Source organism: Citrifermentans bemidjiense Bem, from assembly GCF_000020725.1.
Taxonomy (GTDB): Bacteria; Desulfobacterota; Desulfuromonadia; order Geobacterales; family Geobacteraceae; genus Geomonas; species Geomonas bemidjiensis.
Genome location: NC_011146.1, coordinates 2,872,608 through 2,897,415 on the forward strand (window position 1 = coordinate 2,872,608; position 24,808 = coordinate 2,897,415).

19 protein-coding genes are annotated in these 24,808 nt (G+C 62.4%); 10 read left to right on the forward strand and 9 right to left on the reverse strand.

Annotated features, from left to right (window positions below; translation table 11 throughout):
- Positions 1-5 precede the first annotated feature (5 nt).
- From GBEM_RS12390 to GBEM_RS12400, 3 genes are read left to right on the forward strand one after another with little or no spacing between them, the layout of a single operon-like run.
- Positions 6-1,991 carry a M48 family metallopeptidase gene (locus tag GBEM_RS12390; RefSeq protein ID WP_012530911.1) on the forward strand — a complete coding sequence of 662 codons (1,986 nt, stop codon included), beginning with the start codon at positions 6-8 and terminating at the stop codon, positions 1,989-1,991.
- Positions 1,988-2,419 (forward strand): hypothetical protein, encoded by a 432-nt coding sequence (locus tag GBEM_RS12395; protein WP_012530912.1) that lies wholly within the window; start codon positions 1,988-1,990, stop codon positions 2,417-2,419. The genes GBEM_RS12390 and GBEM_RS12395 overlap by 4 nt, the downstream gene beginning before the upstream one ends.
- A complete protein-coding gene (locus GBEM_RS12400; protein ID WP_012530913.1) occupies positions 2,416-3,669 on the forward strand; it encodes a YbfB/YjiJ family MFS transporter in 1,254 nt (417 codons plus the stop codon). The genes GBEM_RS12395 and GBEM_RS12400 overlap by 4 nt, the downstream gene beginning before the upstream one ends.
- A 236-nt stretch (positions 3,670-3,905) precedes the next feature.
- Here GBEM_RS12400 and GBEM_RS12405 read toward each other — a convergent pair whose 3' ends face one another.
- The 4 genes from GBEM_RS12405 to GBEM_RS12420 all read right to left on the reverse strand — a co-directional run bounded on the left by GBEM_RS12405 (position 3,906) and on the right by GBEM_RS12420 (position 7,776).
- Positions 3,906-4,814: a carbohydrate kinase family protein gene (locus GBEM_RS12405; protein WP_012530914.1), complete on the reverse strand. Its 909-nt coding sequence runs from the start codon at positions 4,812-4,814 to the stop codon at positions 3,906-3,908.
- Between the two features lie 24 nt (positions 4,815-4,838).
- Positions 4,839-5,300: an RrF2 family transcriptional regulator gene (locus tag GBEM_RS12410; RefSeq protein WP_012530915.1), complete on the reverse strand. Its 462-nt coding sequence runs from the start codon at positions 5,298-5,300 to the stop codon at positions 4,839-4,841.
- A 71-nt stretch (positions 5,301-5,371) separates the two neighbouring features.
- Positions 5,372-6,823 (reverse strand): DASS family sodium-coupled anion symporter, encoded by a 1,452-nt coding sequence (locus GBEM_RS12415; protein ID WP_012530916.1) that lies wholly within the window; start codon positions 6,821-6,823, stop codon positions 5,372-5,374.
- A gap of 149 nt (positions 6,824-6,972) precedes the next feature.
- Positions 6,973-7,776, reverse strand: coding sequence for a hypothetical protein (locus GBEM_RS12420; protein WP_012530917.1), 804 nt, complete (start codon positions 7,774-7,776; stop codon positions 6,973-6,975).
- Between the two features lie 293 nt (positions 7,777-8,069).
- Here GBEM_RS12420 and GBEM_RS12425 point away from each other — a divergent pair, with 293 nt between their 5' ends.
- The 7 genes from GBEM_RS12425 to GBEM_RS12455 all read left to right on the forward strand — a co-directional run bounded on the left by GBEM_RS12425 (position 8,070) and on the right by GBEM_RS12455 (position 15,894).
- Entirely contained in the window at positions 8,070-8,318 is a 249-nt protein-coding gene (locus tag GBEM_RS12425; protein WP_012530918.1) for a type II toxin-antitoxin system CcdA family antitoxin, read from the forward strand.
- Positions 8,318-8,632: a CcdB family protein gene (locus GBEM_RS12430; protein WP_012530919.1), complete on the forward strand. Its 315-nt coding sequence runs from the start codon at positions 8,318-8,320 to the stop codon at positions 8,630-8,632. Before GBEM_RS12425 ends, GBEM_RS12430 begins: the two co-directional genes overlap by 1 nt.
- Before the next feature lie 14 nt (positions 8,633-8,646).
- On the forward strand, positions 8,647-9,147 hold the full coding sequence (locus tag GBEM_RS12435; protein ID WP_012530920.1) for a YkgJ family cysteine cluster protein: 501 nt from the start codon (positions 8,647-8,649) through the stop codon (positions 9,145-9,147).
- The gene (locus GBEM_RS12440; protein WP_012530921.1) at positions 9,144-10,469 is read left to right on the forward strand and encodes a putative sensor domain DACNV-containing protein; all 1,326 of its coding nucleotides are present in this window, start codon (positions 9,144-9,146) and stop codon (positions 10,467-10,469) included. The genes GBEM_RS12435 and GBEM_RS12440 overlap by 4 nt, the downstream gene beginning before the upstream one ends.
- A gap of 156 nt (positions 10,470-10,625) precedes the next feature.
- The gene (locus GBEM_RS12445) at positions 10,626-12,284 is read left to right on the forward strand and encodes a mucoidy inhibitor MuiA family protein (RefSeq protein WP_012530922.1); all 1,659 of its coding nucleotides are present in this window, start codon (positions 10,626-10,628) and stop codon (positions 12,282-12,284) included.
- A gap of 27 nt (positions 12,285-12,311) precedes the next feature.
- Positions 12,312-15,224, forward strand: coding sequence for a BamA/TamA family outer membrane protein (locus tag GBEM_RS12450; RefSeq protein WP_012530923.1), 2,913 nt, complete (start codon positions 12,312-12,314; stop codon positions 15,222-15,224).
- A 67-nt stretch (positions 15,225-15,291) separates the two neighbouring features.
- Positions 15,292-15,894: a short chain dehydrogenase gene (locus GBEM_RS12455; RefSeq protein ID WP_012530924.1), complete on the forward strand. Its 603-nt coding sequence runs from the start codon at positions 15,292-15,294 to the stop codon at positions 15,892-15,894.
- Positions 15,895-15,977: 83 nt separating this feature from the next.
- Here the strand turns inward: GBEM_RS12455 and GBEM_RS12460 are convergent, their stop codons facing one another.
- The 5 genes from GBEM_RS12460 to GBEM_RS12480 form a co-directional block, all read right to left on the reverse strand.
- Entirely contained in the window at positions 15,978-17,969 is a 1,992-nt protein-coding gene (locus GBEM_RS12460) for a response regulator (RefSeq protein ID WP_012530925.1), read from the reverse strand.
- Between the two features lie 37 nt (positions 17,970-18,006).
- Entirely contained in the window at positions 18,007-22,095 is a 4,089-nt protein-coding gene (locus GBEM_RS12465; protein WP_012530926.1) for a response regulator, read from the reverse strand.
- Complete coding sequence (locus GBEM_RS12470) at positions 22,092-23,240, reverse strand: NrtA/SsuA/CpmA family ABC transporter substrate-binding protein (protein WP_012530927.1); 1,149 nt, start codon at positions 23,238-23,240, stop codon at positions 22,092-22,094. The genes GBEM_RS12465 and GBEM_RS12470 overlap by 4 nt, the downstream gene beginning before the upstream one ends.
- Positions 23,240-24,076 carry a CheR family methyltransferase gene (locus GBEM_RS12475; RefSeq protein ID WP_012530928.1) on the reverse strand — a complete coding sequence of 279 codons (837 nt, stop codon included), beginning with the start codon at positions 24,074-24,076 and terminating at the stop codon, positions 23,240-23,242. The genes GBEM_RS12470 and GBEM_RS12475 overlap by 1 nt, the downstream gene beginning before the upstream one ends.
- A 487-nt stretch (positions 24,077-24,563) precedes the next feature.
- Positions 24,564-24,794, reverse strand: coding sequence for a DUF1653 domain-containing protein (locus GBEM_RS12480; protein ID WP_012530929.1), 231 nt, complete (start codon positions 24,792-24,794; stop codon positions 24,564-24,566).
- Positions 24,795-24,808 lie beyond the last annotated feature (14 nt).

A 24,808-nucleotide genomic window follows, 5' to 3' on the forward strand; every position in this document is an offset into this window, starting at 1 on the left:
AAGCGATGAACGATTTCTTCGCCAGACAGGAGAACGCCCGCCGCAATACCGGCCGGCTGCTCTTTCTCTTCGCCCTGGCCGTTATCGCGGTGGTGCTGGGCGTCTACCTGGTGGTCGCTTTGTCCCTTTGGTTCCACGAGTTCAAACACGGACGGAGTGCGAGCCTCTGGCACGCGCAGGCGTTTTTCTGGAGCTCTGCTGTGTCGCTCTCCTTTATCGCGGCCATCTCCATCTGGAAGATGATGGAACTGCGCGAAGGGGGCGCGGCCCTGGCCAAGGCCTTGGGCGCGCGGCTGGTCATTCCTCAGACAAACGAGCCGCGCGAGCGCTTGCTTCGTAACGTGATGGAGGAAATGGCCATCGCCTCGGGGATACCTGTCCCCGACCTCTACCTCATGGAGCATGAGCGGGGGATCAACGCCTTTGCCGCGGGTTTCGGCACCAGCGACGCGGTGATCTGCGTGACGCGCGGCGCGGTTGAACTGCTCAGCCGCGACGAGCTGCAGGGGGTCATGGCCCACGAGTTCAGCCACATCCTCAACGGGGACATCCTTTTGAACCTCCGCCTGCTGTGCTGGCTGGGGGGGATTCAGGCGGTGGGACAAACCGGGAGGGCGATGCTGGAGGGGATGCGCCACAACAGGGGACGCGGCGGCGGGGCTATCCTCCTCGCCGGTTTCGCCCTCTACACCATCGGCTATCTGGGGCATTTTCTGGCGCAGCTGATCAAATGCGCCGTGTCGCGGCAGCGTGAGTATCTGGCTGACGCCTCTGCGGTGCAGTTCAGCAGGAACCCGGGCGGTTTGGCAGGAGCGCTGAAAAAAATAGGGGGGCTTGCTACCGGCTCGCAACTGGTACATCCCCGCAGCGGCGAGATGAGCCACATGTTCTTCAGTAACGGCATCAGCGACGCTTGGCTTGCGGCACTAGACACCCATCCCCCTTTGAAAGAGCGGATCCGGCTCCTGGAACCCCGCTTCAACGGGATTTATCCCAAGGTCACCCCTCTCCCCGTGCCAGTGGAAGAGGCGAAGCATCTGCTTAAGCGGCCTCCTCAGCCCAAACCGGTTCAGGAGTACTCGGGAGCAGCCGTCAACGCACTGCTGAACAGCGTCGGGGAGCCGATGCAGCAGCACCTCGACCTGGCAGGCCGGCTGCTTTCAGAGCTCCCTGCGCCTCTTCTCGCCGCAACGCACGATCCCGTCGCGGCACGTGCCGTCATCTACTGTCTATTGCTGAACTCCGACCAGGAAACGCGAAAGCGGCAGATGGAAGCGGTCGCGACACTGGAAGGCGATCACCTGGCGCAGGAAGTCACCCGGATCGCCCCGGACCTGCAGTTCCTTCCCCCACAAGCCCGTTTGCCGCTTCTCGACCTCTCGCTTCCGGCGCTGCGCCGCCTTAACGCCGAGGAGTTCGCACGGCTCCAAAAGACCGCCGATGCGCTTGCCGCTGCAGACCGGCGGCTGAGCGTCTTCGAACTGGCCTTGCGCCACCTGATGCAGCGCCACCTGCAACCGCACTTTTTCCCCTCCCCTTTGCGCACGGTCCAGATCTACGGGGTCCGCGGCGTGCAAAAAGAATGTTCCTGCATCCTTTCCACCATGGCGCGCGTCGGCAACAAGGACGAGGGCGCCGCGGCAGAGGCCTTCGCCAAGGGGGTCTGCCTCCTGAATGAGCCCAAAGCCGAGTTCGCTTTCCTACCTGGAGCTGAGTGCAGCTCGAAAGCGTTGACGGCCGCCCTGTCGGCCCTCGACGGCGCCAGTCCGCTGATCAAGCGAAAGCTTCTCGGGGCCTGCCTTGAGTGCATGGTGCACGACCAGGTGGTGAACGTGGACGAGGTCGAGCTCTTCAGGGCCGTAGCCGACGCCATCGGCTGCCCGGTTCCCCCTTGGCTCAGCTTCCCCGTGCCGCCTGCCGGGACAGCGCTCCAAGCGCAGTTTTCGCCTGGCGCTGAACCTCGCTCTGATTCCGCGGCGGGTGAGCCGTGAAGATCCGGACGGGCAACGCCTACGACGCCGAGACCCACGGCACCGGCTGGTTTCTCGGCTTCAGCGACTGGACGCTGAACGACCCGTCGGGCCTGCTGCACGTCCCCAAAGGGGAAGCGCTCACCGGGCTCTGCGCCAAGTGGTACGATCACCCTTCCGGCGACGAAAGCGGCAACTCTAAGCCCGTCAGCGAGGGGAGGACTGTTTCCATTTTGGTCAGCGCCGACTCCGCTTTCCGGATCGAATTCTCGCCATCCCCCGACTTCCCCTCGGAAGAGGTGCAGAGCGTGCTACTCAAGCGGCACGGCGACTTCGCCGCCTGGGGGGAGGGTCTGTATCACCGGTGGCACTGCCTATCCCGAGCGACCGTCCTCACCATCAGATGGACCCCGACAACTGCTGCGGCAAAGGACGAGACATCTTCATGACTAAAACCACCTCACCTCTCACGGCCAAAGTCCACTACGGCTGGATCATCGTCGCCACCAGCGCCCTGGGCCTTTTTTCCTGCTTCGGCCTGGCCCGTTACGCCTACTCCATGCTCATCCCCGGCATGCAGGCGGGCCTTAACCTCAGCTACGACCGGATGGGGTTCATCGGCACGGCGAATTTCGTCGGCTACCTTGCCTCGGTCCTGGCGGCGCCAAAGTTGCTGGGGCGGCTGGCTCCCCGGTGGATGGCGGCTTCGGCCCTGCTCGTCATCGGCCTCGGCATGATGGGCATCGGCCTTTGCACCTCGTTTCTCCCCATCTTCGCCCTGTACGCGTTGGTGGGGATGGGAAGCGGATTCACCAACATCCCCCTCATGGCACTGGTCACCTTCTGGTTCCGCAGCGAGCACCGCGGCAAGGCAGCGGGCCTTGCCATCGCCGGGAACGGGATAGGGATCATCCTCGCCGGAGTTCTCGTCCCCGCACTCAATCGCAGCTTCGGTGCCGACGGCTGGCGCGCCGGCTGGATGATGCTGGGGGCGATATGCCTCGGCATCGCCCTCGTCACCGCGGCTTTGCTGCGAAACCACCCTTCCGACCTGGGACTTGAGCCGGTGGGAAGGCTCGTGGACGCGTCCCCGGAGCAGTTTATCCACCGCGAGCACAAGGGTGACGGCTCCGTCCTGTTCCGGCTGGGAATTCTCTACCTCGTCTTCGGCGCCACCTTCATGGTGTACGGCACCTTCATCGTCACCACTATGGTGCGGGAGTACGGGCTAAGCGAGGCGCGCGCAGGGCTTTACTGGTCCTGGGTCGGCTTCTTCAGCTTTTTCTCCGGCATCGGCTTCGGCACCCTGTCCGACCGCATCGGCAGGCGCCGGGGCCTTGCCCTCGTCTTCACCGTTCAGACCGTCGCCTACCTGTTGGCGGGCCTCAAGGCCGGGATCCCGGGCCTCACCATGTCGCTCGTGCTGTACGGCTGCGCGGTGTTTGCCATCCCCGCCATCATGGCCGCCGCGGTCGGCGACTATCTTGGGCTGAACCGGGCTTCCGCAGCCTTCGGCACCATCACCATATTCTTCGGATTGGGGCAGGTGATCGGCCCGGCCGGAGCCGGGATGATCGCCAAGTCCACCGGCGCCTTCACCACCCCCTACCTCATAGCCGGGACGCTCACCGCCTGCGCCACGGTGCTGGCTTTCCTGCTCCCCGAACCAGCCGGAAAAAGAGATGATGGGCAGCACTAGGATGTTGCGGTCACCGAAAAGTCCCCACTCCCCTGGCGGGTGTGGGGTTAGGGGGTGGGGGTAGGGGGCAAGGTCACCCACCCCCCTGCCCCCTCCCGTCAAGGGAGGGGGAGATCTGCGGTGATGGGCAGCACTAGGATGTTGCAGTCGCCGAAAAGTCCCCCCTCCCTGGCGGGAGGGGGAGATCTGGCGGAGCGTTGGTCGAGGACAGCGTGGGGGCGGCCGATTCAGAAAGGTTACTGCTGCAGCATCGTCTCTACTTCGACAAGCGTGGGAAGCGCGGCCCGTCCGCCGAGCGCGCGCGTGTTGAGGGCGGCAACGGCGCTGGCAAACCTTGCCGACTCTTCCAGCGCAAACCCGCGGGCAAGGCCGTAGAGAAAGGCGCCGTGATAGGCGTCACCCGCTCCTGTGGTGTCTACCACACGGTCCACCCGGTATGCCTGCTGGTGAAAGGCTTCCCCCTCATGCGAGAATACCCGGCTCCCCGCCGCCCCCTGCGTGACGACGACGATGCGCGGGCCTGCTTCGAGAAGGGCTTTAGCCGCCTGGGCAACGTCTTCGGTGCCGGCAAAGGCAGCGGCGTAGTTGTGGGCTGCGATGCAGATGTCTACTTGTGGAAGGATGCTGCGGTGTTGAGGGTCGTAGCGGTGGGCACCGCCGTCGAAGGAAACCAAAACGCCTGCTTCCTTGGCGAGCCTTGCGGCGTGGAGGCAGGCGTCCCAATGACGGCCGTTCAGGTGCAGTATTTTGGAGGCACGGATGATGTCGGCCCGGACGCCGCCGGGGGTAAGCTCGGGTGCGTCGCCGGGGGAGAAGGTTATGGCGCGGGCGCCGTCCTCCTTTCGCACCAGTATCGATGCCTTAGAACTGGTCCGTCCCGGGGCTACGACCAGCCCGCCGGTATCTACCCCCTCGGCGGCGAATTCACTCCGTATGAAGCTCCCGAAGAAGTCGCTCCCGATGCTGTCCAGCATGGCAGTGGCGGCGCCCAGCCTCGCCAGTGTCACCATCGCGGTCGCTACCGGTCCGCCTCCCGCTATCACGCACTCTCCCGCCCTTTGCACCATCTCGCTGCCGGGGAGTTGATCCACGGTGAAGATGAGATCGACAGTAGATACTCCGAGCCCCACGACGTCAAATCGCATGTGCCGCCAACCTCCGCCGGGGGATCAGATGCAGAAGTCCAGTACGCCGCGCTGCCCCTGCTCGGCGGTGTCGATCTTCTCCAAAACGTCGGCAAGGGTGGTCCCGTCCAAGATCACCGCCATCGCATCCCGCACGTCTTTCATCACCAGCCTGATGCCGCAGGTAAGCTCGTTCTCGCACTCGGTGCACTTGGCGTAGGCGGTCTCGCTGACGCAGGGGACAGGCGCCAGCGGCCCTTCCATCACCCTTATCGCCTGCCCGAAGGTGATCTTGCCGGGATGCCTGCCTAAGAAGTAGCCTCCCCCCTTACCTTTCCGGCTTTGCAGGATGCCGTTGTTCTTCAGGGACAACAGTATGTTCTCGAGGAACTTCTTGGGAAGGTTTTCGTCGCGCGCGAGGTCTGCGATAAGGATGGGACCTTTGTCATAGCGGCGGGCCAGGTAGATAAGTGCCTTCAGCCCGTACTTGGTCTTCTTTGAAATCATGGCTCGTCCTCAAAGAGAATTGAATCTGACGCACCTCCTGCTTATACAGTTTTTCGGTGGCATGTGCCACGCTAAATTTTCAAACCTATCAAGGGCCAGACAAAGAGCACAGACGCCATGAACAACAACCACGAGATAAACATGATCACGCAGCCTGAGACAATGATGTCGCGGCTCTTGAGATAACCCGAGGCATAGGCGATGGCAGTTGCCGGCGTTCCCATCGGCAGGCAGTAGGCAAGACCGGCCGGGAGCGCGATGGAAAGGGTCATCACCTTCGGGTCCATCCCGGTGCTGTGGCAAAGCCCCATGCCGACCGGCATCAGGATGGCCACCACGGCCGCGTGGCTGATGCACTCGGTAAGGATGATGGCGACCAGGGAAACTACGGCGATGATGGCCAGCGGCGAGTGCTCCGTGTTTCCGAGCCCCTTATTCACCAGCCAGACCGCCGCGCCGGTCTTCTCCAGGGCTGAGGCGAGCGCTATGGTCCCGCCGTACATGAGGATGATCCCCCAGTTGACGTACTCCTCGATCTTCTGCCAAGTGACGACCTTGAAGGTGAAGAGCGCCGCGGCTCCCAGTATGGCGATGGCGGCCAGGCCGGTTTTCTCGCCCAGCGTCATCCAGCAGACGACGGTGACGACCATGACCAGCGCGGTAAGCATCTCGTCGTACCCCATCTTCCCGGTCTCCAGGCGCTTGCCGTTCAGGAACTTCCGGCCCACTTCCACGTCCAGGATGTCCGGGGGGAAGAACTTCACCAGCACGAAGTAGCCGATGAACAAGAGCGGGAAAACGATGAGGCACGCGGCGGAGCTCCACTCTATGAAGGTGAAATGAAGACCGGTCGACTCCTTCAAGAGCCCCGCAGCAAGGGGCGCGCGCGCACCGCCAAGGAAGGTGGCGATGCCGCCGATGATGCAGCCCCAGGCCATGGACATGAAGAGGAGCTGCCCGAACCTGCTTTTCCCCTTCTCCAGGTTGAGAGCCACCGTTATCTCGGTGATCACCGGGAACAGCATGGCGGCGACCGCGTGCTCGCTCATGACGAAGGAGAGAAAGGCCGAGAGGAGGAACACGGTGAGCGCGAGGCTTTTTGGGGTCCTGCCGAACTTGGCGAGCATGGCGCGGGCAAGGCGGGTGGAAATCCCGGTCCCGGTCATCGCCGCCGCCAGGATGAAGGCGCCCAGGATGAAGAACACCGCCTCGTTGCCGAACATGGAGTAGGTCTTCTTGGCGTCCATGATGCCCAAAAGCGGCAGCATCACCATGGAGAGAAGCGCGGTCACCGCGATGGGGAGGAGCCCCGAAACCCAGAAGAATATGGTGCCGCCGAAGAGCACCAGCGAGCGGTACCCCTCGACCGAAAGGCCGTCGGGCGGGGAAAGGCGGATCAGGAGTCCTACCACCAGCACCACCGCCGCCATGACCTGGTAGCGGGCGGTACGGTCCAGCAGGATCAGCCACATGGGGCGGTTGTCGATCTTCAGCGGTTTTTGGAGGAAATCGTCGTTGTTCATTTCAGTTGGCCGCCCTCTCTACTCTTCTTAAAGCAACTTTGTTATACCGTGTAGCCTCAGGCTTCCACCATGAGTGTTGCCTCGCCCCCTTTGATAAGTGAGGGAGGGCCGAAGTCCCCCCTCCCCTTGCGGGAGGGGGAGAACTGGGCCTACAGGCCTGCGGAGTCGAAGGACTCCGCGACCTCTTTCACCCTGAGTACCCGCCTCAGGTCGGAGGCGGCCAAAAGGCGCCGGTCCTCGATGCTGTCGATGAAGCCTCGCAGCATATTGCGCGGCGCCGCCGGAACCAGCGGGGTGGAGAGATGAATCAGCGGCAGCAAAGGCTTGAGGACACATCTGTGCTTGCGCCAGCCAGACTGCAGGTGGGTGAAGATCCTGGCGATCTCGTCCTCCGGGTGGCGCACCGCCCCCCCCGACAGGACCACCAGCGGGACGATCTCGGCAGCCAGGAGGGCGTCAATGCCGGAAATGGTCACCGCAGGGGACTCCTCCCCGGCCACAATTGTCGAGAAAACCGACCAACGCGGGAATACCGAACGGGCTACGTTGAGGGCCTGGAGCCGCTCTTTGGCCTGGTCCTGCCCCTCCCCCGCACCGGTACCGGGAGCCGGCAAAGGGATTTCGATGATGTCGACGCCTGCGGCATAGGCCCGCTCGATGAGGCGGGAGGAGGCGGGAAAATCGAGCCTCCCCACGAGATGCACGTTGAAGTTTTTCTTGATGACCCGGGCAAGCGCCTCGCCGTTGGGAAACTGGTCGATGGCGCCGAAGGTGAGGTGAAACAGGGCTGCGTTGCTTTGATAGTGGCTGTCGTAGAGGGTTTCCAGAGTCTGGCGTTCCGGAAGATTGCCGCCCACCAGGAAGACGTTGTCTTCGCGCCTGAGCTGGTCGGGAGACGGGGAGAAAGCCGGTGCCGAAAGCAGTTCCCGTAGTTTCTTCTGGTCGATCTTCAAATTGCCTCCCCCTCCGGATGCCGCAATTAAATGATGACGGGGATAAATACCCCACATACGTGCGAGTTTTAGACAAAGTACAAAATATAATCAAATCAGTCAAGAAAAGAATATACATTGTCTACCGCGATGGTGGGCTTATTGTTATTTCCATTTACAATATGAAGTTCTTAATATACCTTCAGCCGCATCTCGAAGCTGTGGCAGAACGGGAACAGGCATCTAGCGCGGGTTGCCATTCCTCCTAAAGCCAGCTATCATATGCGCATAACCCGTGCGCATAGGAGACCTACATGCAGAATGCTTTCTTCGACGCGACAGCCCCCAAGAAGTCGACAAATCTGAGTATAAACAGCGATCTGCTGCGCCTTGCGAAAGAGCGGCACATAAACCTCTCCCAGGCGTTGGAATCGCGGCTTGCGGAAATGCTGCGGAAGGAGACCAGCCGCAGCTGGCAGGAAGAAAACCGTGAAGCTATCGAAGAGTACAACAGCCGCGTGCAAAGCGATGGGACCTTCAGTGACGATTTGAGGCATTTCTGATGGCTCAATTCGAAGTTTACCGGAACGGGAATCCCAGGACCAGGGATGAGATCCCCTATCTGCTGGACGTGCAGGCGGAGCTCTTGGCTTCCCTCGCCACACGGGTCGTCGTTCCTCTATTCACCGTCTCGGCAATGGGGAAGCCGGTCAGGCACCTAACGCCGAGGTTCAGCATCGAGAACAGAGATGTGGTCATGGTCACAGCGCAATTAGCCGGCATCGACCAGCAGGTCCTGGGAGAAAAGGTGGGCTCCCTCGCGGAACGAAGAGAAGAAATAATCGCAGCACTCGATTTCCTTTTCACCGGATTCTAGGAAGAGACGTCATTATGACAATGCCTGCAGCCTCCCCCCTCGCCATAAACGAGCAGGTCGCGCGTGAACTGGAGCGGCTGAAGAAGCGCCTTATCAACGCCGACCGCGCCGGTGCCGACCGCTCGCGCCGGATTTCCTTCGTCTACCGCGCCGCGGAGAGCTTCAGCCGCCGGGTCTTCGGCAGCTCCTTGTGCCGCGCCGAGAGCGAAGGCGCCGGCTGCAAGACCGGCCAGTGCTGCAAGTGCAGCCCCGACGTCTTCGCCTGCGAAAAGGAAGTCCTCGACCTCCTCCCCAAGCGCTCCGACGACAGCGGCTTTTGCCCCTTTTTCAATCTGCAAAAGCGCAACTGCGGCATCTACGGCGTCCGCCCCTTCGCCTGCCGGATCTATTACAACTTCGCCCCCTCAAGCTACTACTGCCAAAACCCCAACGACCTCACCCTGCTGCTCTTCGACGGCGTGAGGCGCCACCTGGAGCAGATCCTGGGGCCCTATTGCGGAGGGTACCGGCCATGAGCGGCACGAACAAGACCCCGCGCCACCTGGCGGAAACCGTCTGCTCCGAACTGAGGAAACGCCGGACCGCGGTCCCGGACGAGAAGATCATCGTCGACCTGATGGAGACGATGTACTACTCAAGCCTTCGGACCGAGGAATCGGAGCCGGTGATCTTCCACATGGTCTACCTGGACCCTGGGCAGCCCGACCCCAAGCCGCCGCGCAACCCGGTCCGGGACCGCTGGAGCTACATCCCTTTCGCCGAGCCTATCCCTTTTTCGGTTTCCAACGTGGTGAAGATCGCCAAGTCCACCGACCTGCGCACCTCTTCCTTCGTGATCTGGCCAGACAAGGAGGACCATCTTTTCATCTGGGGACTGGTGGACCAGCAAAACCCCTTCCACAAGTTCCTCAACCGCAGCGCCGAGATAGAACCGGAGCGCCCCGGGATCTTCCAGGCCAGCGTAGAGGGGATCGGCAACATCGTGGTCTACATGCGTTACGAGAAGGTGGCCGAGCTCAGGGTAAACGAGCTGATCCGCTTCTCGCTCGACATCTTCCGCGAAGGCCCCATCCGCGACCTTCTGGCGCCTGGGATCAAACGCTACTTGCAAGAAGTGCGCAGCCACCTCCCCGACGACATCTACATGACCGATGCCGGTATGGACGAATTCCACACCCAGCAGTGGATCTCTGCGCTTTGCCGCATTCTGCTTCGGATCCAGAAGATAAAAAACGGCGGCGCCCTCCTCATCACGCCCGCGATCGACCCAGCAGATCTCAACGTCAAATACGGCATCAACTACGACCGGCTCCCTACCTCGCTGCAATCCAATGCCGTCACCAAGATAAAGTCGGACTACCTGGAGGAGCATCTGCTAGGGCTCACCGAATCGAAACCCAAGGAGATCCTTTCCAGCCAGTATTTCCAGTTAAGGCGCATGGAGAAGGACCTGAGGGCGAACAAGAACGAGATCGACGGCGTGATCTGGTTCATCGCCCTTCTGACCCGGGTGGACGGCCTGGTGGCGATGGACCCGGACCTGGTGGTCAAGGGATACGGCGTGGAGATCAAGAACTGGCAGGAGCCGGACAACCTCTTCATAGCGACCGACCGTCTGGCGACCCCGGCGAAGCTGCGCCCGGCAGCCTACAACCACTTTGGCACCAGGCACCGCTCCATGATGAGGTACTGCTCCCAGAACCCGGGGAGCGTGGGCTTCGTCGTTTCCCAGGACGGGGAAGTGCGGGTGATGACCATGATGGAAGAGCGGCTGGTTATGTGGGAGAACATCCGGCTCAAGTACTACAGCTACGCGGCGAAGAAAAAGCCGGCATAGGCGAGCAAAAGTCCCCCCTCCCCCTGCGGGAGGGGGAGTGCCTCGTTCCCAAGCTCCAGCTTGGGAACGCAAGGCTGGCAAAGCTCCAGCTTGGATACGAGAACCTATTACAGTCAAAACACTCCCAACATCAGCTTGTTGACACCGAGGTCCTCAATGAAAACTCGAACAATCTGCTCCTGCCTCATCCTCGTACTTTGCTCGCCTTTGGCCGTCTCTGCCCAGACCACCAGCCTGGAAGCCAGATCCGCGATTCAGTCCGTCACCGTCTTCTCGGACCGGGCCCAGGTGACCCGAAAGGCGACGCTGTCGCTGAAAGCTGGGACCAACCTGGTCAGCTTCGACAACCTCCCCCAGGTGCTGGACGAGGAGTCACTTCGTGCCGTGGGGAAAGGGACGGCGCCTGCCCGCATCGCCGGTATTACGGTGAAAAGGGTTTTCCTGGACCGGGCGCGGGACCAGCGGGTGCGCGAGCTGGAGGATGAGATCGCCGCCCTCACCCGCCAGGTGGAAAGCATCGAAGCCAAGCGCAAGGCGCTCGCCTCCCAGAGGGCCTTCATCGATTCCATCCGCGTCGGCTGGTCCGAACGGATCTCCAAGGAGCTTTCCGCCGGCAAGCCCACCGCTGCCGAGCTGGGAGAGGCGGTGCGCTTCGTGGGTGACAACGTGGGCAAAGTGGAGCAGCAGCTCTACGATGCGGAAGCGGCCAAGAAGCCCCTCAACGAGAAGATAGCTGCGCTCAGGAAAGAGCTGGAGCAAAACCTCGCCAACCGGCACAGGGAAGTGAAGTCGGCGCAGGTGGCCATAGAGGCGCAGCAGGACCTCAAGTTCGACCTAGACCTCTCCTACCTGGTGAGCCAGGCCACCTGGGAGCCCCTCTACGACGTGCGTCTCGGCGCCGACGGCAAGGAGGCGGAACTCGTCTACCGTGCCCAGGTGGCGCAGAAAACCGGGGAGAACTGGCCCGGCGTGAAGCTTTCCCTTTCCACGGCTGCCCCCGAGGTCGGCGGAGGCGCGCCGGAGCTCTCCCCTTGGCATATCTCCTTCTACGAGCCCCCTCGGCCCATGGCCTACGCCGGCCGGGCCATGAAGGAGATGGCAGCCCCCGCTCCCGCGCCGATGGCTGCCGGCGCCTATCCGCTGGAAGCGCGGGAAGACCGGGGCGAGGAAGCGCAGCCTCTGACCTCGGACGTGGCGCAGGGGCAGACCTCGGTGCTCTTCCAGGTGCTGCAACCGGTGGATGTACCGTCCGACGGCACCCGCGCAGGGAGCGTCATTGCCAGCGAAAAGGTGCCGGTCAGCGCCGAGTACCTGACCGTCCCGAAACTTTCCCCGCGCGTCTATCTCAAGTCGAAGGTCCGGAACAACACCCCCTACCCGCTTCTGGCCGGGGAGGTGAACATCTTCAACGACGCCACCTTCGTCGGCAAAAGCCGAATAAAAACCGTAAGCTCCGGCGAAGAATTCGACCTTTACTTCGGATCCGACGACCAGGTGAAGGTGAAGCGGGAAGCGGCCAGGGTGGCGAAAAAGGCGGGGCTCATCAGCGGCAACAACGTGACCTACCATGTAGTGATCGAACTGGTGAACTTCAAGAAGAGGGGGGTGGCGCTGACCCTTCTCGACCAGCAGCCGCTTCCCTCCAATGCGGAAATCAAGGTAAAGCTCGAAGAGGCAGATCCGCGTCCCTCCGGCACCAAGGAAGACGGGACGCTGGAATGGAAGCTGAACCTAGCCCCGGGGGAGAAAAAGAAGGTCTCCTACGACATCGTCATCGAATACCCCAAGGGGCGCGAACTGGCGGGAATGGAATAGAGACACGAACCTGAACGAAAGGAAGCCATGAGAACTTTATTTATTGCGGTAACGCTTGTGCTATGCACCGTTTCCCTTTCACTGGCAGTGAAATTCGACACCTCCTTCACCTACTCGACCATCGAGACCGAGCACTTCTCCATCCATTACCACCAGGGACTGGAACCGGCCGCCCGGAAGGTCGCGGCCATAGCCGAAGAGACGCATCCCCTGCTGACCCGGGAGTTCCGCTGGCAACCCGCCGGTAAAACCCAGGTGGTGCTCATCGACAGCAGCGACTTCATCAACGGGCTCGCCGTCACCATCCCTTACAACGCCGTCTACCTGCAGGTGGTCCCCCCCACGGTCGCCTCCACCCTGGGCGAATACGACGACTGGCTCAGGGTCCTCTTCACCCACGAGTACGCCCACATACTCTCCTCCGACCCCGCCCGCGGCTACTCCAAGGTGACCCGGGCCATTTTCGGCAAGCCCTTGCCCACGCTCGACCCGCTGTCGGTCCTCTTCTTCTTCGCCACCGCGCCCCCCAACACCTTCCTGCCGCGCTGGTGGCACGAGGGGATGGCGACCTGGGCAGAGACGAAGTACACGGGGGTCGGACGCGGCAAGGGGAGCTACTACGACATGGTGTTCCGCGCCGCCGTCGCGGACGACAACCTCCCCTCGGTGGACCAGATCAACGGCGACGTCGCCTATTGGCCCTCCGGCCACTTAGCCTACATGTACGGCTACCGCCTGCAGCGCTACATCGCCGACGCCTATGGCCCCGACGCAGCCGGAAAGCTCGCCATCACCCACTCCGGGCGCCTTCCTTACCTGATCGGCAGGCCGCCTGAGGACCTTTTCCACGGCAAGGATTACAGCGATATCTACCGCGACATGATCGTCGCCCTGAAGCTGGAGCAGACGGCGCACATCAAGGAGCTTTCCCGCGTCCCCTTCACGCCGCTCACCAGCGTGAACGATCAAGGCGAGAACCTCACCAACCCGCGCTTTTCGCCGGACGGCAGCCGCATCGCCTTCACCAGGCGCGACCCCAACGAGCACACCTCCGTCGTCGTGACCGACGCCTCCGGAAAAAAGGTGCTGGCGCAGTTCCGGCGCCAGTCCTCCGATGGAAGCCTCAGCTGGTCCCCCGACGGCAAGAGCGTCTACTTCACCCAGGCCGAGATCGACCGCGGCTTCAACACGTACCAGGACCTCTACGTCCGCGACTTGGGGCGCGGCGAAACGAGGAGGATCACCAAGGGAGAGCGCCTCGGAGACGCGCAGATAGCGCCCGACGGCAAGACGGTCGCCGCCGTAATCAGTTCGCGCGGCAGCCAGAACTTGGCGCTTTTGGACCTGAGCCAGGGAGAAAAGCCGCAGCCGCGCCAGGTTACAAGCTACTCGCTGGAACGGGTAGCGTCTCCCAACTTCTCGCCCGACGGCCGCAGCATCTGCTATGTCCTCACCGACAACACCGGCATGAGCGCGCTCCGTATCTACGACACGGTCGATAAAACCGACCGCGCCCTTTTCAGGGCCAGCCACACCTTCGCCTTCCCGGTCTTCGGGCCCGACGGCTCGACCATCTTCTACATCTCCGACGAGACCGGGGTGTTCAACCTCTTCGCATACGACCTCAAGGGAGGCGCGAGCTACCAGGTGAGCCACCTTCTTACCGGAGCGATTCAACCCGCACCAGCCCCGGACGGCTCCTCCATGCTGCTCTCCAGCTACAGCTCCAAGGGGTTCAAGATCGCCCGCATGGAACTCGACCGCTCCCGGTGGAGCCTCGCGCGCGGGCCGTCGCTTCCCTCGGCACGAACAGCCCCCCTTGCTGCACCGACAGAGACGGAACAGGCCACGGCGCCCCCCTCTTCGCGTTACAGCGCAGCAAAGACCCTGCTGCCGCGCTTCTGGCTGCCTAAGATCTACGGGGACGGCTCGGACCAGGCCGTGATCGGGGCCTTCACCGCCGGCGCCGACGTCTTGGGGTACAACTCCTACGCCGTCAGCGGGGCCTACAGCGAAGGGAGAAAGCGCGGCTATTTCAGCCTTACCTACCTGAACGATTACTTCTACCCGACCCTGTCGCTTCGGGCGCACAACGAACCGGTTGTCTACAGCGACCTGTACCAGAAAGGGTATGACTATTGGGAGGTGAACCGCGGGGTGGAGCTGGCAGCGTCCGTACCTGTCAACTTCCTGGAGTCGGCCTACCGCATCAAGGGGGGATACGAGCTTTTGGACCAGCAGGCGTTGAGCCGCCTGAACAGCAACGGCACGTTCGGCGGGATCCCCGTCTTCCAGGGGAGCAGAAACAACCTCTTCGCGGGGATCAGCTACGAGAGCGCCCTCAAGTACCCCTACTCCATCAGCTCGGAAGAGGGGTGCAACCTGGCATTTCTATACCGTTACTTCGGCCGCGACATCGGCAGCGATCAAAACCTCTCCGAGTACAGCGCCAGTTTCGAGCAGTACCTGCGCCTGTCGAAAACACGGCTCCCGCACCAGGTGCTCTACCTGCGCCTTTCCGGAGCTCTCGCCGACGGAGACCTGCAGTACGGGCAGCAGGCGTTCCAGATCGGCGGGGCACCAGCGGAGTACAACCAATACCCGCTGCGCGGCTACCCCGCCCGCTCCATGACCGGAAAATACGTCGCCACCGGCACCCTGGAGTACCGCGCGCCGCTCGCCTACCCTTTCAGCGGCCCCGGGACGGCTCCGGCTTTCCTGGAGAAGGTGCACGGCGCGCTCTTCACCGACGCGGGCCAGGTCTGGGACGACAACAGGAGTTTTCACGCCAACGAAACGAGGGTCGGTGCCGGAGCGGAACTAAGAGCGGACATGACCATCGGCTACTGGGCCAAGGTCACCCCCGCCGTCGGTTTTGCCCACGGCTTCAACCGCGGCGGGGAAAACCAGATATACTTCACGCTGTACCTCGGCCTGTAGGGGGGCGACAGCGCCCCCTGCAGCGGCTCGGGGGCCATAAAAAAGCGCCAATACGGGAGGTCTCTTTATGCGAATCATCGTCGTCGGAGCAACCGGAACTATAGGAAAAGCCGTGGCCAAGCTGTTGTCCACGGAGCATGAAGTGGCGAAGGTCGCCTTCAGTAGCGGCGACTTGCGGGTGGACATGTCGCGCAAGGATTCCATAGAGTCGATGTTCAAGGAGGTCGGAGACTTCGATGCCCTGGTCTGCGCGGCGGGAGTCGCCAGGTTCGGCTCCCTGGCTGAATTGACCGACGAGGACTTCCAGACCGGGCTCTCCGGGAAGCTGATGGGCCAGGTCAACCTGGTCCGGGTGGGGATGCACTACATCCGGGATAACGGCTCCTTCACGCTGACCAGCGGGGTCTTGAGCCACCAGCCCATGCCCGGGAGTTCCTCCATCAGCATGATCAACGCGGGGCTCGAAGGGTTTGTCCGCGCCGCCGCGCTGGAACTGCCGCGCGGGATCAGGATCAACGTGGTGAGCCCCCCCTGGGTGAAGGAGACCCTTGAGGCGCTGGATATGGACAGCTCGGGGGGAATGCCTGCGCAGGACGTGGCGCAGGCCTACTGGGCCAGCATACACGGCGCCCGCAGCGGCCTAGTCATCAACGCCCGGGACTTCGCCTGAGACAGAAGCAGGAAAGGGCAGGAATTAAAAAGGGGAGCGCCGCTAACAGGCGCTCCCCTTTTCTTGTCTCCGGAAATCCGGAATCACCTCTCCAGCACTTCCCTCACCTTGCGCAGCAGTTGGGCCGGCTGCACCGGCTTCATGATCAGCTCGACCCCGTCTTCCATGCCGCGGCTCTGGATGAAATCGGAGGTGTAGCCGCTGGTGAAGAGGACCTTCGCCTCCGGCTGCAGCTTCTTGATCTCCGCGAACGCCTCTATGCCGTTTTTGCGCGGCATGATGATGTCCATCAGGATCAACCCGATGTCGCTTGAGTGGGCGGTGAAGCGCTCGACCACCTCCTGCCCGTTCTCAGCCAGGATCACCTGGTAGCCGTGCTTGGTCAGCACCATGTCCACCAGGTTGCGCACGCTCGGGTCGTCTTCGGCGACCAGGATGGTCTCGGTCCCCATTTCCGGCTCCTGGTCGACCGCCGGCTCCTGGTACATTTCGGCGCAGTCTGCGGCAAGCGGCAGATAGATGCTGAAGACGGTGCCGTCCCCGGGTTTGCTGTCGACGGTGATGTAACCCCTGTGCTGCTGCACGATACCGTAGACGATCGCCATGCCGAGCCCCGTACCCTTCCCCACCTCCTTGGTGGTGAAGAAAGGCTCGAAGATCCGCTTGCTGATCTCGGCGGGCATCCCCTTGCCGTTGTCGGACACGATGATCACGGCATAGCTCCCTGCCGGGCCGCAGAAGGCGGAAAGCGAGTCGTCTTCGAAGAGGCCGGTCGCGATGGTGAAGGTCCCTCCGTTTTCCATGGCGTCGCGCGCATTGGCGGCCAGGTTGATGAGCACCTGTTCGATCTGCCCCATGTCGACCCAGACCGGCAGAGAGTCCGGGAGCAGATGCGTCTTCAGCTGGATGTCCTCCCCTATCACGCGGGTGAGGAAGGTCTCCACGCGCTGCACGATCTCCCCCAGGTCCAGCTTCTGAGGCGCCATCGGCTGCTTCCGGCTGAAAGCCAGAAGCCCCTTGGTCAGTTCGGCAGCCCTCTCGGTGGCGATGGCGATCTGTTCGGCCAGCCTCACTTCGTTCCCAAGCGCTGGGAGGTCCATCATGAGCATGTTGGCGTAGCCTGCGATCACGGTGAGGATGTTGTTGAAGTCGTGCGCGACACCTCCAGCCAGCTGCCCTACCGCCTCCATCTTCTGCGACTGCCGGAGCTGCTCCTCCATGAGCTGCCGCTCGGTGACGTCGGAAAGGGCTCCGGAGAGGCGAACGGCCGCCCCCAGGCTGTCCCACTCCGCCTGCCCGCGGACCCGAAAGCGCAGGTACCCTCCCTCGCGGTTCCTAAGCCTGAGCTCCACGTCCAGGGACGTTTTCCCGGACAGGTGCGATTCGAGCGCCTCCTGCGCCACGGCCATATCGTCTGGATGCAGCCGCGAATAGAAGGTATCGACTCGGTTCTCCAGTTCGTCGTCGGCAAAGCCCAAGAGTTCCTTCCAGCGCGGGGAAAAATAGCACTCGCCGGTCACCACGTTCCAGTCCCAAAGCCCGTCCGTCGTCCCCCGCACCGCCCGGGTGTAGCGCGCCTCGTTCTCGGCAAGGCGTGCCAGGTTCTCCGTCAGCACCTGGTTCATGAGCAGCAGCTCCGAAGTCCGTTTCTGCACCAGAGCCTCCAGGCTGTCCCGCTCTTGCCGCAGCGCGTCCTCGGAACGCTTGATCCGCACCATCGCCCTGATCTGGGCCACAAGTTCAGCCTCGTCGATGGGCTTGGAGAGGAACGCGTCGGCGCCGCACTCGAGCCCCCGCACCTTGCCGGAGGGATCGGTGCGATGCGCGGTGACCAGGATGATGGGGATATGTTGGGTGGAGGGGTTTCCCTTGAGCCTGCGGGTCGCCTCGTATCCGTCCATGACCGGCATCTGGATGTCCAAAAGGATGGTGTCGGGCGCCTCCAGCAGCGCCCTGCGGATGCCGTCCTGGGCCGAGGCGGAGGTGATGAGGTTTGCTTCGGGCATGAAAATCTTCAGCAGCGCCTTCAGCGTGAGGAGATTGTCGTGGTTGTCGTCTATGGCGAGAATTTTCATTTAACGGTTTCCTCGACTGCTAAAAGGGGGGCCGGTTTTACTTCCCGTTTGGCGCAGTCCCCGCTGCGACGAATTTGGTGACCAGTTCCTGCAACTCTTCCGGCTGGTAGGGCTTGGAGACGTAGGCCACGCAACCCGCCTCCATCAGCATCTCCCGGTCCCCCGTCATGGCGCTCGCGGTGAGGGCCACCACCGGGATGAGAGCCGTGGCATTATCCTGCTTCAGGCGCCTTAGTACGGCGAGTCCGTCCATGCCGGGGAGATGCATGTCCAAAAGGATCAGCGAAGGGGACCCTGTCTGCGCCAGGAGAAGCCCGGACTCGCCGTCGGTCGCCTCGACCAGGCGGTACTCCTCCCCCAAAACGGCCCGAAGCGTTACCAGGTTGTCCGGGTTGTCCTCGACCACCAGCACCGACCCGTCCCCCTGCCAGCCCCCGGGGAAAAGCGCGGCGCCGGTCGCCGTCGACGCGGTGCCCGGCTTGAACAGGCATACCGCCCCGAGCATCTCGTAGACTCTCCGCAGCAGTTCGTGCTGCTCCACGTCCCCTTTTTGGACCAGGTGGTTCACCTCGAGCAGGCGCAACCGGTCGTGCTCGCCCGGCGAAAGGGTCTTCGCCGTCATCACCATGACCGGCACCTGTTCGGTCAGCCGCGAGGCGCGCACCGCTTTCAACACGTCGAAGCCGTCCACCTCCGGCATCATCAGGTCGAGGATGATACCGTCGGGCACGTGGGTCTTCAGATAGGAAAGAGCATGTCTGCCGCCTGAGACGGCGTCGACGCAGAACCCGGCGCTTTCCAGCGCGAAGCGGAGCTGGATGGTGGCCGCCTCGCTGTCCTCGACGATGAGGATCCTCGCCCCGTTTGCGCTTTGCTCGCAGGGAAGGCGCCAGCCGATCCGCTCCAGGCTGTGCACCAATTCGTCCAGCACCACCTCGCGCTCGAGCCCCCCCTTGGAAAGGATGGCGCTCACCCCGGAGGAGAGGCGCTCCAACTCCGCCGAGTTCAGATCCTTGGAAGTTATCACCACCACAGGAATTGCCGCGGTGGACTGGTTGGACCTGAGCTTGTCCAACACGGCCGCGCCGTCCATCCCGGGCATCAGCAGGTCGAGAGTGATCAGGTCGGGCCGGTCGGCTGCGGCGATTTCCAGGGCCTGCGCGCCGTCCTCGGCCAAGAGCACGTCCATCCCCATCTCCTTGAAGAGCGAGGCGATGAAGAACCGGTCGTATTCGCTGTCGTCGACCACCAGCACCAGCCGGCATCCCGCGCCGGCGAGCTTGGTGAAGGTCTCTATGAGCTGTTCCCTGCTCACCGGTTTGGCTATCACCCCGACCGCGCCGAGGGCGATTCCCGTCGCGCGGTCGTCCGACAGCGACACGATCACCACGGGGATATCGGCCGTTTCGCGCTGGTCCTTCAGCTCGCGCATCACCTCCCAACCGTCCATGTCCGGCATCATGATGTCGAGCGTGATGGCGAAAGGCTTCTTGGCGCGTGCGAGCCTCAGGGCGTCGGCGCCGTTTAGCGCGGTAAGCGTTTCGAAACCCGCCTGAGAGAGATGCGACGCGATCAGCGACACGGCCTCGGGGTCGTCGTCCACCACCAGGACCGACCTACCCTGCATCGGAGCCTGCGCCCGCTCCGCAGGGAAGGAGGCGTTACCCGAAGCCTGCGGTCCCTGCACGCTCCCGGTGCCGTCGCAAGGAAGCCGCAGGGTGAAGACGGACCCCTTGCCGAGCTCGCTTCGCACCGACACGTCCCCTCCCAAAAGGCGCGCCGTCTTCTTCACGATGGCAAGCCCAAGCCCCGTCCCCTCGAAGGAGCGGGAGGTGCTGCCGTCGGCCTGGCGGAATTCGTGGAAAATGGTTTCCAGGTACTGCGGCGCTATGCCGATGCCGGTATCCTCCACCTCGACCAGGAACTCTTCCCCCTCGGCGCCGAGCCTCACCGTGACCGCCCCCTCGGCGGTGAACTTCACCGCGTTGCCGATCAGGTTCTGCAGCATCTGGCGCAGCCTTTTCACGTCGATCACCGCGGTTGGGAGCGCCTCGGGCGCCTCCAGCGAGATAGCAATCCCCTTTTCGCGGGCCAGCACCGAAAGCCCGTCCACCACTTCGGCTGTGACCTTTTGCAGGGAGACCGTCTCCAGGTAAACCTCCTGGCGGCCGGACTCGATCTTGGCCAGGTCGAGGATGTCGTTGATCAGGGACAAAAGGTGCTTGCCGTTTCTCTCGATGATGGAAAGGTACCCCTTCTCGTCCTCGGTGAGACGCGAGCCTCCCTGCACCGCCAGCACCCGGGAGAGCGCCAGCACCGAGTTGAGCGGGGTTCTGAGCTCATGGCTCATGTTGGAGAGGAATTCGCTCTTGAGCCTGGTCGCCTCTTCCAATTGCTGCTTTTGCAGGTCCAGCACCTGGTTGTGGCGGGAAAGCTCCTCCGACTGGTGGGCCAGCTCGGTGGACTGCTGCACCAGTTCCTCGGACTGCTGGGTCAGCTCCTCGTTTTTAAGCGCCAGTTCGTTCGCCAGCAACCGGACATCCTCGCCGGAGAGTATCCTGGCGAAGGCCGCCCCCAGCGGCATCTGCACCAGCTCCAGGATCTCGTGCACCTTCGGCGGGAAGGGGCGCTCCGAGGCGATGGAAACGAAAGCGCGGATCTCGGCGTCGACCGAGATCGGGACGGTGGCTATCTCGGCGGGAACGATCTCGCCGAAGCTGGTGGCAAAGCGCAGCGGGCTCCCTTCCTGCGGCGTATAGCAGGACACGGTGCCGCTGGCGAGGATCACCCCCAACTCTCCCTCCAGATGCCTGCGTTGGAACCGGCGCAGCAGGGAAGAATCGAGACCTATGGCATGCATGGGCGCAAACTCCCCTGTCTGCCGCTCCTCCACGTAGGCGACCGCCATCCTGGCGCCGGTGATCTCCAAAAAGACCGGGAGGAGCTTGCTGAAAAAGTCGTCCATCCCCTCGGCCACTACCAGGTTCTGGGAGAGCCGCGACATCCCTTGCTGGGCCGCCATCTTCGTCTGCAGCGTCCGGGCCATGCTGTTGAAACTTCGCGCCAGGGTCTTCTGTTCGTCGGTACCCTCCGGGACGGCCCGGGCGTCGAAATCACCATCTTCCAGCTCCTTCGCGCTGGCAGCCAGGTTCACCAGCGGATCGGCTATGGATCGCGCCAGCCTGAAGGCGAGCAAGCAGGCAAAAACCGAGATGAGCGCAGCGAGACCATAGGTTATGAAGAGGAGGCTACGGATCGGCGCCAGGATCTCGCGGCTGTCCTGCTTGCAGACGAGCCCCCAGCCGGTGCGGGGTATGTGGACAAAGGCGGACAGCACATCCACTCCGCGATAGTCGGTGGTCTGCGCGATGCCGCTTTCTCCCCGCGCCGCCATCTGCGCCGGTTTCCCCTTGAGCGGCACCTTCAGTATCCCCTGGGAGAAGGCCCGCAGCTCGTTGAGAGGCATCACCTCCCGGTTCACCAGCACCGTCTCGCCGGTATCCCCCATGCCGGTGCGGTTGCCGGTGATGTCGTAAAGCAGGGTGTGCAGGTTGTAGCGCGCTACCAGGAGGGCGCCGACGCGCGATTTGGTCGCCGCCCCGATCGGGACGGCGACGTCGATGCTGGGGATGCCGTCGCTCCCCAGGTAGGCGTCTCCGAAGGTGGGCGCCAGATCCTGCAGCGCGTTGCCCACCATCTCGGGCCGCGCCACGCGCGTCCCGATCCTGCTGTCACTGGTGCAAAGCACGACGGTGCCGTCGTGTGAAACTATGGAGACGTCGGTTACGGAGGCGTTGCTGCTCTGATACCCCCGAAGCAGGGTCAGGCTCTCGCTGGTAACGCGCCCCCCGCCGGCCCCGCTCAGAAGCTGCTCTGCCGTTTCCAGCACCGAGTGGTCGGAGGCGATGGTGGAGGCGTCCACGATCATGTTGTCGAGGATGCTGCCGATCTGCTGCTGGCGCAGCGAGGTCACCGCGTTCAGCTTGTCGAACATCAGCGACCGCGCCAACTTGACCCGCTGCATGTAGATGATGGTGGTGACCAGGAACAAAGGCACGAGGCAGATCGCCGTGAACCAGAAGGCAAGCCGCGCCCTGAGCGTCGGCAATTTAATCAATTTCTTCATCTTGTTCCATCCGTTTCGGTATTGCCGCGGTAGTCGAACCCTCTCAGGGCGTACCTGTCGGAGTCAGCCATGACCTCCCGCAGCATCGCTAGATTTATGGAGCCGCGCACCTTGGCCCAGGAGGCGGTCTCCGGTATCTTTCCGATCTTCTTGAGGAAAAGGAACTTCTGATAAAGCACTTCCTGCTCGCGCAGGAGCATCTCCGGTATGCGCGGGGACGATTGGACGTCCAGCAGATCGCGGCGGGTGATGGACATCATATGCTCGGGCTTCAGGGCAAAGGGCTCAGTTTGAAACTGCGTCGTCGCTTGCGTCGTCCACTGGGCCAGTTGCTGCAGCTGTCCCCCCTCCCTCATCCAGAAACACGCCCTGGCGACGGCGGCTAGAATCTCCCTGGCTTCATCGGGATGACTGGCCACGAAGTCGCGTCGCAGACAGAGGAAACCGTAGTTGAGCCCTTTGTGGACCAGGTGGAACTCGGGGTAGGAGGCAAAGGCGATGGTAGGGGTCGGCTCCCAGGCGCAGAAGGCGTCGATTCTTCCCATAGCGAGCGCCCGGGGCATCTCGCTCACCTCCATCGACACCAGCTCGACGTCCTTCTCGGCCAGCCCCGCGTTACCAAGCGCTCGCAACAGGGTGAAATGGGCGGCGCTGCCGAGGGTGACCCCGACCCTCTTCCCATCCAGGTCCTTCACCAGCATAGGAGTCCTGGCGACGATGGAGGCAGCACCCTGTTTCAGCATGGCTACGAGCACCACGTCTCCGCCGGCTGCAGCCGTCAAGGCCGGCATGTCCGCGAATATCCCCCCCTCCAGTTCACCCGTGGAGAGGAAATCGCCGATGTCCTTGCCGTTGTAGAAGGGGAGCATCTGCAGTCGCATCCCGCCGCGGTGCAGGCGCTCCGCCAGCACGCGGTCGCGCGACATGAGCTCGGCGACCGAAAACTCCGGAAGCGTCAGAGGTTGCGCCCCGATGTCGATCCCCTGGGTCATGCCGAAGCGATAGCGGCCATAAGCGGCTTTGGGGGACGGGGCTTTCTTTGCCGAGGAGCCGCCTTGGCCGGCGGAGCCGGGCGCCTGACTGGAGCAGCCGCAAAGCGCCAAAGCGGCGAAAAGTACCATGATGAGGTGCAGGGGCGTTTTCATCAGCTTCTCCTCACCATCTGTCTTTTGCGGAACAGGTTGCCGCAATCGAACATCCGCTCCAGGTACGGTTCGTACCGGTCAGGTACCGTTTCCGCCTTTCCCAAGAGCAGCACCCCGTAGGGGTTCAAGGCACGGAAAAGGTTGTCGAAGACCCGCAGATACCCGGGCGAGTCAAGGTACATGAGGAAGTTACGGCAGGAGACCAGGTCGAACCCCCCGAAAAGCGATTCAGGCGGTGCGTAGGTGTTCGGATCGAGCAGGTCGTGCCGCGAGTAGGTGATCATCTCCTTGATCCGGGGCGAGATCTGGTAACCGGTCCGGTCGTAGATGAAGTACTTGTTGAGCCGCTGCAGCGTCACCCCGGCGACGGCGGCCGTGCTGTACCTGCCGTATTCGGCCTCGGCCAGCGCGTCTTCGGCGATGTCGGTGGCGAAGATCTGCACCCGCGTTTTCAGGCCGAGAAGCTGCAGCGCCTCGTCGATGATGATGGCAAGCGAGCACGCCTCCTCCCCCCCGGCGCAGGCTGCCGACCAGGCGCGGAAAAAACCGTTGGTGTTTCCCGGCAGCATGGAGGGAATGATGACCGAGCCCAGAAGCTCGAACTGGAGCGTATCGCGGAAGAAACTGCTGAAACGGATGCGCAGCATGCGCGCAAGACAGGAGAGTTCTGAAGGGTTGTCGTTCAAATACCGGTGGTACGCGGCGACGTCGGGCAAACGTAGTTGGACCACCCGCTCCGCAATTCTCTTTGCCGCAAGGGTCAGCGAATAGTGTTGGAAGTCTTCGCCAAAATGCTCCGTTAGTAAACGCAGAATCTCGGCAACTGTGTCACTCAACGCGGCCTCCGGAACACTGCTTTCAAGCGAGCGGTTCACTGCCATTGCACAGCTACATTCAGTGGTGGAGCAGCATTCCACAACAATTAAAATCATCCAACAAGAACAGCCACTGACAAAAAGTTCCGGCCTCTTCAGAAAGATCCAATGACCTTCTCGGTTGCTTGGTGAGAGAACTTAAGAAATGTTTTTCAATTACACTTTTCACTATGATAAGTCAATTAGAATTGACTATTGGTTTTGTAACCAAATATTTACAAAGCAGGTTAGAGTTATGAGGAGGTGCAGCGGAGAGATCGAAAGCACCTGTGGGAGCTGCCAAAGGAGGGACGCATTATAACGCAGAGATTAGGTGGAAATTTCTCAGTGATCTTAAAACCAATTGCCCCCACTCCCTCTGGGAGAGGGTTGGGGTGAGGGTATAAAGGAGGGATTAGGGGGTGGGAAGCTGCCAAGGGAGAGGACGACTATTGCCCTGAGGAGCCATTTAAGGGGTGGAGGGATCCTGGCCATCGCAGCGGGTAAAGCGCGGCACGAAGGCGCCGTCCACCTGCACCTGCTCCAGGAACATGGGCTCCGGCCGCACCCAGAGACCCCCTTCCCCGTAAAGCGGCCGGTAGACGACCAGCATCTCGTCCGTTTCGCTGTGACGCGCGGTGCCGATGACCTGGTAGAAATTCCCCTTGTAATGCCGGTAGCGTCCGGGTTCTACGGCCATGATGTTCCCTCCTT

What these genes read in the sequence shown, in the direction of transcription:
- GBEM_RS12400 (WP_012530913.1), top strand. Translation starts at nt 2,416, where the DNA reads ATGACTAAAACCACCTCACCTCTCACGGCCAAAGTCCACTACGGCTGG.
- GBEM_RS12410 (WP_012530915.1), bottom strand. Translation starts at nt 5,300, where the DNA reads ATGATTTCAAAGAAGACCAAGTACGGGCTGAAGGCACTTATCTACCTG.
- GBEM_RS12450 (WP_012530923.1), top strand. Translation starts at nt 12,312, where the DNA reads ATGAGAACTTTATTTATTGCGGTAACGCTTGTGCTATGCACCGTTTCC.
- GBEM_RS12435 (WP_012530920.1), top strand. Translation starts at nt 8,647, where the DNA reads ATGACAATGCCTGCAGCCTCCCCCCTCGCCATAAACGAGCAGGTCGCG.
- GBEM_RS12480 (WP_012530929.1), bottom strand. Translation starts at nt 24,794, where the DNA reads ATGGCCGTAGAACCCGGACGCTACCGGCATTACAAGGGGAATTTCTAC.
- GBEM_RS12440 (WP_012530921.1), top strand. Translation starts at nt 9,144, where the DNA reads ATGAGCGGCACGAACAAGACCCCGCGCCACCTGGCGGAAACCGTCTGC.
- GBEM_RS12460 (WP_012530925.1), bottom strand. Translation starts at nt 17,969, where the DNA reads ATGAAAATTCTCGCCATAGACGACAACCACGACAATCTCCTCACGCTG.
- GBEM_RS12390 (WP_012530911.1), top strand. Translation starts at nt 6, where the DNA reads ATGAACGATTTCTTCGCCAGACAGGAGAACGCCCGCCGCAATACCGGC.
- GBEM_RS12415 (WP_012530916.1), bottom strand. Translation starts at nt 6,823, where the DNA reads ATGAACAACGACGATTTCCTCCAAAAACCGCTGAAGATCGACAACCGC.
- GBEM_RS12425 (WP_012530918.1), top strand. Translation starts at nt 8,070, where the DNA reads ATGCAGAATGCTTTCTTCGACGCGACAGCCCCCAAGAAGTCGACAAAT.
- GBEM_RS12465 (WP_012530926.1), bottom strand. Translation starts at nt 22,095, where the DNA reads ATGAAGAAATTGATTAAATTGCCGACGCTCAGGGCGCGGCTTGCCTTC.
- GBEM_RS12445 (WP_012530922.1), top strand. Translation starts at nt 10,626, where the DNA reads ATGAAAACTCGAACAATCTGCTCCTGCCTCATCCTCGTACTTTGCTCG.
- GBEM_RS12455 (WP_012530924.1), top strand. Translation starts at nt 15,292, where the DNA reads ATGCGAATCATCGTCGTCGGAGCAACCGGAACTATAGGAAAAGCCGTG.
- GBEM_RS12405 (WP_012530914.1), bottom strand. Translation starts at nt 4,814, where the DNA reads ATGCGATTTGACGTCGTGGGGCTCGGAGTATCTACTGTCGATCTCATC.
- GBEM_RS12470 (WP_012530927.1), bottom strand. Translation starts at nt 23,240, where the DNA reads ATGAAAACGCCCCTGCACCTCATCATGGTACTTTTCGCCGCTTTGGCG.
- GBEM_RS12430 (WP_012530919.1), top strand. Translation starts at nt 8,318, where the DNA reads ATGGCTCAATTCGAAGTTTACCGGAACGGGAATCCCAGGACCAGGGAT.